The organism is Psychrobacter sp. T6-1 (assembly GCF_052258445.1).
The window spans coordinates 1-6,087 of record NZ_JBQQFC010000138.1; the positions used below are offsets into that span (position 1 = coordinate 1).

Genomic DNA, 6,087 nt, shown 5'->3' on the forward strand with positions numbered 1-6,087 from the left:
GTTTTTAGCTCATTGGAGAGGCTTCATCGTCTCCGATCTCATCAAATCGTCCTTCACGTCCAGCGCCCTGCGTCTTTTTGCGCTCTTGACGGGTTTTATACTTACGGACTTGCCTATCAAGCTTGTCTGCCATCTCATTGATGGCTTTATACATATCATCCTCTAAAGCTTGGACAAACATCTCTTGACCTGAAACACGCAAAATAGCTTCTGCTTTGTGGCTTTTTTTACCGCCATCACTAGCGCCGCTATTGTCTAGTGACAAGATCACTTTCACACTTTGTATTTGATCAAAATGACGCTCAATTTTGGCGAGCTTTTCGCGTACTGAGGTGTCCATAGCTTCGGTTACACTGATATGGTGACCACTGATAGATACATTCATATTGTTGTCCTTATGGTTATCTTTCTTATTTATGAGCAGACAGTACATTCCTATACTTATCTGCTTTATCTCACCAATAATGAATAAAACCGAATCGATTGATAACTGATTATCTTAAAATGGCTTGTCCTTTTTCATCCACCATCTTACTGAGTTCAATACCTTATTGATGCTTCTCTAATTTGTCATGAAAGCACCTAAGTAGCAAGACAACAAACTGTAAGCAAATGTAATAATATGAGTCATTGCACTAATATTTCTATATAATCAAAAAATTTTATTTTTATATTCTAATTTTGCTATAAACAGCTACAGTCGCTGCACTATAAAATAAATACTCTGCTATTAGGATAAATTTTGCGTCGTCTCAAAAGAGCAGCACGCAAAGAAAACTTGTACCAGTAGCACGGTCTAATCTGTGTATTTAGAATCAGTTATTAGTACCCTAATATTTTTGTTTACGCTGGGTTGAAGAGCCAATATTCATAGCTTCTCGGTACTTGGCGACAGTTCGTCTAGCGATCTCGATACCCTGCTCTGCTAGCTGCGTTTGTATACGGCTATCGGACAAGGGTTTTTTGGCGTCTTCATCCGTGATGAGCTGCTTGATCATCGCACTGATAGCGGTTGAGGACACATCACCTTCGCTACTACTCACGTGCGATGAGAAAAAGTGCTTGAGTGAAAACAGCCCCTGCGGCGTTAAAATACTCTTGCTAGTGGTCAAACGCGAAACCGTAGATTCGTGCAGTTCAACTTCTTCTGCGATGTCCTTTAAGATGAGCGGCTGCATAGCAGTTGCTCCTTGACGCAAAAACCCTTGCTGGCGGCGCACAATACTGGTCGCCACTTTTAAGAGGTTCTGATTGCGCTCCTCGATACTGCGAATAAATAACCTAGCGTCGGTTAGATTTTCTTTCAAATACTGATTATCAGGACTGTCATCACCGCGCTTAACTAAGCTTGCGTACTCTTGATTGACGCGCAGTTTGGGCAAGGTTTCAGGATTGAGGCGAACGTGCCAGCCTTCATCGGATAGCGATTGTTGATGACTTGATACCTCTTGGTCGGGTAATGTTTGATTTGACGAGTGGTCTTTTTGCCGTATTGGCGTCACCAAAACATCAGGAATATCATAGCTATCAGGAGCGCGGGTATAATCTGGCTGATCACTTTGAAAGGACAAGCCTGGTGAAGGGTTCAAGGTACGCAATAATTCAAGCGCTGGGGTGATACGCGCGGCTGGCAGTCCCGTCATCTCAGTCAAGGCTTTGATATTGTTACTGACCAGATGCTCACTGGCGCTCAGTAGTGCCTGCGCATCTTGTAGATACTGGGTGCTGGCCTCTAATTTGGACAACTGTATGGCTAGGCACTCACTTAGACTACACGCCCCAACGCCTAAGGGATCACAAGATTGAATAATGCGTAGAACCGCTTGTATCTCATCGTATTCAACGCGCTCCTCCCACTGATAGAAGCTGGCCATAGTTGCAAAGCTTTGGGCTAGCTCATCGATATCTAAGCGCACAAAACCCATATCGTCCATAGAATCAATCAAATACTGTGCAATTAGTGCATCAGTACTCGATAGACGTTTGAAGTTAAGCTGCCAGCGCACATAGTCTTGAATAGTCGCCTGCGTGCTGCCTTGATAACGCTCCATCTCATCGAAATCTATTGCGCTTGAGCCTGTACCGCTAGGCGCTGCCGACGCATAGTTACCCGTGTCATAGCTGTCGCTATCGAAACTGTCATCAGAGCTGTCATAGTTATCGTCAAAGCTATCGTCAAAGCTATCATTGTCATCACTAAAAGCATCGGCGTCTTTTGAGGTGTCCTTGTCTGATGTCTGATTCCAAGTTTCAAGCGACAAAGCTTCGCTCAACTCGTCGTCTATATCATCTAAGCGCTCAAACTCCTCTTCTTCATCTTCAATACGTTCAAGCAAAGGATTACTATCGAGCTTGATTTGCACCTCTTGCGCCAGCTCAAGACTTGAGAGCTGAAGCAGTTTGATCGCCTGCTGCATCTGCGGCGTCAGCTTTTGTGAGGTACCAAGACTGGTTGCAAGTCCGAACGACATACTCATGAAAGGGTTATTACACTCCAGTATAATTAGGCTATTGATGGTTGGGATAAATGTGGCTAATGCGGCATTAGCATTATGCATTGGCATTATGCGTTTATGACGATAGCATTTTTTATGATAATTTTGCTATGATAATTTATTCCCTTATCTAAAAACGCTTATTTATCTATAGCTTATAAGTGACTCTAAAATTTAAATATTATTGATAAAAACAACGATTTGATAAATCTTAACAACTACTGAGCTTATTATGAATCATGCTAACCAAGAATCCGTTACCGTCGCCGCCGTACAGCTAAATAGTCAACAGGACGTAGACGCCAACCTTACCGCTATAAAATCTGCTATTAGTGAGGCAAGCGAACAAGGTGCAAGCCTTGTCGTACTACCAGAGAACTGCTGTAGTATGGGCGCGCAACATGCCACCGCCGAGCGCTTTGACGAGATATCGACAACGCTAGCAAGTTATGCTCGCGCGCATCATATTTATCTGTTAGCAGGTACGCAGCCGTGTTTTTCTCGCCCTGATGGCGTGATCGTCCCTGATGGACGTCTGCGTCAAGTCAGTCAACTGTTTGCACCAGATGGCACTCAAATCGCACGCTATGACAAGATTCATCTGTTTACCGCTACCGTTGCTGATAAGCAAGGCAGCTATAACGAAGCGGCGACCTTTGAGCCGGGGACGCAGACGGTGGTTGCGCCGATTGAGATCAATAATAGCGTCTATCAGTTGGGTATGATGGTCTGTTTTGACTTACGTTTCCCTGCACTCGCGCAGCGTTTGCGTCAAGCGGGCGCGGACATATTAAGCGCGCCTTCTGCTTTTACTTATATGACAGGACAGGCGCACTGGTCACTACTATTGCAAGCGCGCGCACTTGATAGCCAATGTATGGTCATAGGCGCGGCGCAAGGCGGTGAGCACTTTGGCAAAAACGGCAATAGTCGTCAGACATGGGGGCATAGCGCTATCACAGACTACAACGGCAAAGTGATAAACAGCTACGATCACAGCGCGTTTGATAGCTCTGATCACGACAATACTAACAAAAAAGACTATACACTTGTATTTGCTGCCTTAAACAAACCTGCGCAAGAAGATGCAAGGCAAAAAATGCCTATCTTTCAATGTCACCGTTTGGCCTGATATTGCTATAACGCTGAGTATTAAAAAGCACTTTTACAAGCCTTACTCTATTTCGTTTTGTGGATGGCTTGCACGTGGATGGGCGCGATCATAGACTTGGGTCAGTTTGGCAAAATCAACATGAGTATAAATCTGCGTGGTACTAATATCACTGTGTCCCAGCATCTCTTGCACCGCCCGCAGATCACCGCTACCTGAGAGCATATGCGAGGCAAAACAGTGGCGTAGCAGATGCGGATACATGTTTTGGGCGATACCTGCGCGCAGAGCGGCAACCTTGAGACGCTGCTGTACCGCTCGAGTTGAGAGCCTAGTGCCCAGCTTTTCACTGATAAATAAAGCGCTATCGACTTGCTCTACCCACAGATTGCGATGCGGTAAGTAGCGCCTAATGGCATCGCTTGCTTTAGCCCCTATCGGCACAAGGCGGGTCTTATTACCTTTACCCGTCACGCGCACGCGCAAATCAGACAGATCGATATCCGTTATATCAAGGGCAACCAGCTCACCGACGCGCAGACCACTGCTATAGAGTAGCTCAAACATCGCCTTATCCCGCAGCCACAAACGCGCTTGTTCTGGCGTATCAGGAGCAGGTTGATCCAGTAGCTGGGTGAGCATATCGATATCAGCAATAGAGGGTAGCGGGCGCGGACTGCGTTTGAGCTGATAGCCTGTCGTTGGATTGATCCGAGCAAGGCCCTCCTCAATGAGCCAGCCATAAAAATGCCGAATCGCTGACAGCTCCTGCTGAACGCTGGCAAGGGCAAGCTTGTCTTCATCTAGGCGCTGGGAGATGTGCTGAGCCAACTGACGCTTATCGCAGCGCGTCCACGTCGAGCGCTTACCGCGCAAAAACAGCGCCAACTGATTAACCCCAGAAAAGTAAGCACTCAAAGTGTGCTCTGAGTGATTGCGTACCTTGAGCGTGCTTAACCAGCGATTGACGGGTATTAATAAATTATTTAACTCAGTATCTAACTCTAGCGTATTGGCCAAGTCTGTCGTTATCCAAGGCTGACTGTTGGCAGTAGACATTTTTATTACCCCTTATTTATCAAGCCTGAGCTATCAAAAATCAGCTATTAAACATTAGCTATCAGGATTAGGCGTAATGCCTGCTTGTGCCATGAGACCATCTGGACTAAACACCCCTTCATAAACAAAAGCGGTCGGACCGGTCATCATCACAGAATAGCCCGGTTGCCATTTGATAATCATACTGCCGCCATATAACTGCGCGCGCACATCTTCGCCTTCATCAAGCCAGCCCTCACGGATACCAATAGCCACCGCCGCGCAGGCACCCGTGCCGCACGCTTGCGTCTCGCCTACGCCGCGCTCGTAGACACGCAAACGGATGTGGCGCTGGTTCATCACCTGCATAAAGCCGACATTGACCCGCTCGGGAAAGGCAGGGTGCGACTCTAACGCTTTGCCCAAAGTCTCGACATCGGCCTCGAGCACGTCATCTACCTTTATTACCGCATGTGGATTACCCATGCTCGCCACATAAAGCTGCACGGGCGTACCTTCGACATTTAGATGATAAGCATTTTGAATCTTGGTTGTCGCTTTGGGCGTAAAGGGAATCTCGTCAGGCTCAAATTTGGGCTTACCCATATCGACCTCGACCCAGCCGTAACGATCGGTCGTCAAAGCAATAATACCGCTTGCTGTCTCAACACGCAGGCGCTGCTTAAAGGATAATTTGCGCGCTTGCACAAAACGGGCAAAACAGCGCGCGCCATTACCGCACTGCTCAACCTCTGTGCCATCGGTATTAAAAATGCGATAGCTAAAATCCACATCAGGGCGCATCGGCGGTTCAACGACTAAGAGTTGATCAAAGCCCACACCCAGATGCCTATCGCCTAATAATTCTACTAATTCTTTGGTCAAATCCAAGCGCTGCGTCACCAAATCGATGACCATAAAATCATTGCCCAGCCCATGCATCTTTGTAAACTCTATTAACATATCCTTGTGCCCCACTCTATTATTATATGTCGGTTATATTAGCACGCTACCTGATACAATGATAACTACCAGCATGTGCTAATAACGACTTAAAGTAATAAAAGACTGACCATAAAAAACCCACTGTCATCATGACAATGGGTCTGTTTTTGACTTATTTATGCAAATGCTAGTTTTAATAATTGTTTATGACTTATCCTGCTACTTGTTTAATCCTGCCAAAGCATCTCATCACGGTATAAGTCCTCAAGCGTTTCGCGCTTACGGATCAGTTGATGCTGAGTGCCAGCTATCATAACCTCGCTTGCTCGCCCTCGCGAATTATAGTTACTACTCATAGTAAAACCGTAAGCGCCTGCGCCTGTGATCGCTAAAATATCACCTACGGCTAGTGTCAGCACGCGATCCTTTGCCAAAAAGTCGCCCGTCTCGCAGATAGCGCCGACAACATCCCAAGTCATAGCCTCATTGCCAGCATCA

Annotated in this window: 5 protein-coding genes and 1 pseudogene; 1 reads left to right on the forward strand and 5 read right to left on the reverse strand. The window is 46.3% G+C overall.

Annotation, left to right across the window (positions count from 1 at the left end; all coding sequences use genetic code 11):
- Nucleotides 1-4: 4 nt before the first annotated feature.
- Both hpf and ACTXGO_RS08490 read right to left on the reverse strand, forming a co-directional pair.
- On the reverse strand, nt 5-385 hold the full coding sequence (gene hpf, locus ACTXGO_RS08485) for a ribosome hibernation-promoting factor, HPF/YfiA family (RefSeq protein WP_317199535.1): 381 nt from the start codon (nt 383-385) through the stop codon (nt 5-7).
- 445 nt (nt 386-830) lie between these two features.
- Complete coding sequence (locus tag ACTXGO_RS08490; RefSeq protein ID WP_443541129.1) at nt 831-2,477, reverse strand: RNA polymerase factor sigma-54; 1,647 nt, start codon at nt 2,475-2,477, stop codon at nt 831-833.
- Nucleotides 2,478-2,727: 250 nt separating this feature from the next.
- On the opposite strand from ACTXGO_RS08490, the gene ACTXGO_RS08495 reads away from it, so the two are divergent.
- A complete protein-coding gene (locus ACTXGO_RS08495) occupies nt 2,728-3,627 on the forward strand; it encodes a carbon-nitrogen hydrolase family protein (protein ID WP_443541130.1) in 900 nt (299 codons plus the stop codon).
- Nucleotides 3,628-3,669: 42 nt separating this feature from the next.
- Here ACTXGO_RS08495 and ACTXGO_RS08500 read toward each other — a convergent pair whose 3' ends face one another.
- The 3 genes and pseudogenes from ACTXGO_RS08500 to ACTXGO_RS08510 form a co-directional block, all read right to left on the reverse strand.
- Nucleotides 3,670-4,665 (reverse strand): tyrosine recombinase XerC, encoded by a 996-nt coding sequence (locus tag ACTXGO_RS08500; RefSeq protein ID WP_435950132.1) that lies wholly within the window; start codon nt 4,663-4,665, stop codon nt 3,670-3,672.
- 54 nt (nt 4,666-4,719) lie between these two features.
- On the reverse strand, nt 4,720-5,607 hold the full coding sequence (dapF, locus tag ACTXGO_RS08505; RefSeq protein ID WP_435950131.1) for a diaminopimelate epimerase: 888 nt from the start codon (nt 5,605-5,607) through the stop codon (nt 4,720-4,722).
- Between the two features lie 209 nt (nt 5,608-5,816).
- A pseudogene (locus tag ACTXGO_RS08510) lies at nt 5,817-6,087 on the reverse strand (diaminopimelate decarboxylase); the annotation flags it as partial.

Bases quoted from the DNA above. Each gene is read 5' to 3' on its own strand.
- hpf (WP_317199535.1), bottom strand. From the start codon at position 385: ATGAATGTATCTATCAGTGGTCACCATATCAGTGTAACCGAAGCTATG.
- ACTXGO_RS08490 (WP_443541129.1), bottom strand. From the start codon at position 2,477: ATGAGTATGTCGTTCGGACTTGCAACCAGTCTTGGTACCTCACAAAAG.
- ACTXGO_RS08495 (WP_443541130.1), top strand. From the start codon at position 2,728: ATGAATCATGCTAACCAAGAATCCGTTACCGTCGCCGCCGTACAGCTA.
- ACTXGO_RS08500 (WP_435950132.1), bottom strand. From the start codon at position 4,665: ATGTCTACTGCCAACAGTCAGCCTTGGATAACGACAGACTTGGCCAAT.
- dapF (WP_435950131.1), bottom strand. From the start codon at position 5,607: ATGTTAATAGAGTTTACAAAGATGCATGGGCTGGGCAATGATTTTATG.